The sequence below is a fragment of the Schnuerera sp. genome, from assembly GCF_035459645.1.
In the GTDB taxonomy this organism is placed as follows: domain Bacteria; phylum Bacillota; class Clostridia; order Tissierellales; family Tepidimicrobiaceae; genus Schnuerera.
In genome coordinates this window covers 1-1,865 of the sequence record NZ_DATHXO010000142.1, presented here as the reverse complement: position 1 = coordinate 1,865, position 1,865 = coordinate 1, and the positions used below count along the sequence as shown (strand labels likewise).

Annotated in this window: 2 protein-coding genes; both read right to left on the bottom strand. The window is 32.8% G+C overall.

The annotated features are described in order from the left end of the window. The coding region (locus VK998_RS03255) for an acyl-CoA mutase large subunit family protein (RefSeq protein WP_325225435.1) at positions 1-1,146 on the bottom strand (1,146 nt) is incomplete at its 3' end. A gap of 259 nt (positions 1,147-1,405) precedes the next feature. Next, on the bottom strand, positions 1,406-1,756 hold the full coding sequence (locus VK998_RS03250; protein ID WP_325225433.1) for a DUF3870 domain-containing protein: 351 nt from the start codon (positions 1,754-1,756) through the stop codon (positions 1,406-1,408). Between the last annotated feature and the right edge of the window lie 109 nt (positions 1,757-1,865).

Genomic DNA, 1,865 nt, shown 5'->3' with positions numbered 1-1,865 from the left:
ACGTACTGATTCTTCTGTTGGTAGTGCCAATGCTTCGTCTCTTGAGTTTGTATGCAATGACTGGGTTCCTCCCAATACTGCTGCTAAGGTTTGTATGGTTACCCTTATTATATTGTTATCCGGTTGTTGTGCTGTTAATGTGGAACCGGCTGTTTGAGTATGGAATTTTAGCATCATGGATTTTTCCTTATTCGCTCCAAATCTTTCTTTCATTATCTTTGCCCATAGTCTTCTTGCTGCTCTATATTTTGCTACTTCTTCTAATAGGTCATTATGTGCATTGAAGAAGAAGGATAGTCTAGGTGCAAAATCATCTACATCTAATCCTGCATTAATTGCTGCATCTACATAGGCAATTCCATCTGCTAATGTAAAGGCTACTTCTTGGGATGCTGTAGAGCCTGCTTCTCTTATATGGTAACCACTGATGCTTATAGTGTTCCATTTTGGTACTTCTTTAGAACAATATTCAAATATATTAGTTATTAATCTCATGGATGGTTCTGGTGGAAATATATAAGTTCCTCTTGCTATGTATTCTTTTAGTATATCATTTTGGATGGTACCTCTTAATTTATCTTTAGATACTCCTTGTTTCTCTGCAACAGCAATATACATGGCTAATAAAACGCTTGCAGGCGCATTAATAGTCATAGATGTGCTCACCTTATCTAAAGGTATTCCATCAAACAAAATCTCCATATCTTTTAATGAATCTATAGCAACTCCTACTTTTCCTACTTCTCCTTCAGATAACCCATGGTCTGAATCATATCCTATTTGAGTTGGTAAATCAAAAGCAACGGATAGTCCTGTTTGCCCTTGTTCTAATAAGTATTTATATCTTTTATTGGATTCTTCTGCTGTAGCAAATCCTGCATATTGTCTCATAGTCCAAAGTCTACCCCTATACATAGTAGGTTGTACTCCTCTTGTATAAGGATATTCTCCTGGAAAACCTAGTTTTTCCTTATAATCTAATTCCTTTATATCTTCTGGTGTATATAGTCTATCTACTTCAATATTTGAACCTGTTGTAAATTTTTCTTTCCTTTCTGGAAATCTACTAATGGCTTTTTTTACCTTTCCTTCTGTCCATTTCTTTTCGCCCATTTTAATTTCCTCTAATTTTTCCTTTTCAAACATATTTCCATCCTCCTTATATTTGGAAAAGTTTTTACCGTAAAAATATTACTATCCACTATCTATTATAGTAATAATCTTATAGATTTTGCAACATATATTTCAATATTTTTTAAAAATGAAATAAAAATTGCAAAATTTATAAGAGAGTTCTTCACTATTCGTTACAAAAAATAGAACTAATGCCTATTGAAGTCATTAGCACTGGATTTTATTTGATATGCAATTTTGATTTATTCTCATTGCCACAAATAAAGCAGTTTTATTGTATGTGATTTTCTTCTTTCCAATTTAAATATCTTCTATATACTCCTTTTGTAGCTACTACTACAGCTTTTTGTGAGTATCCAAAAAACCTAGTTTCTAACTTTTCTATTATATCGTCTATTCCATCCTTTTCGATATTGTGACCTATTATAAGATAGGATAAAAAGTCTTTAACTAAATCAGATATTAAAGTAACCATTACATCTTCTATAATCCCTGTTTTAATATTAATTAAAAAACCTACTCCCACTACCTTATGAACATAAGTAGCAGCCGTATCCGATGGAAGCTTGGCATAGGAAACGAAATATATAGTATCTTCACCAAAATCTCTAACACTTCTCATTAATTCACCCCCCCTAGTATAGATTCAAATACCGTTGGTAATTCCTTCATCTCAACAGCCTCAGCTCCAAGTTCTGCTATATTTAATCCAGCACCAGGCTTAAATATAT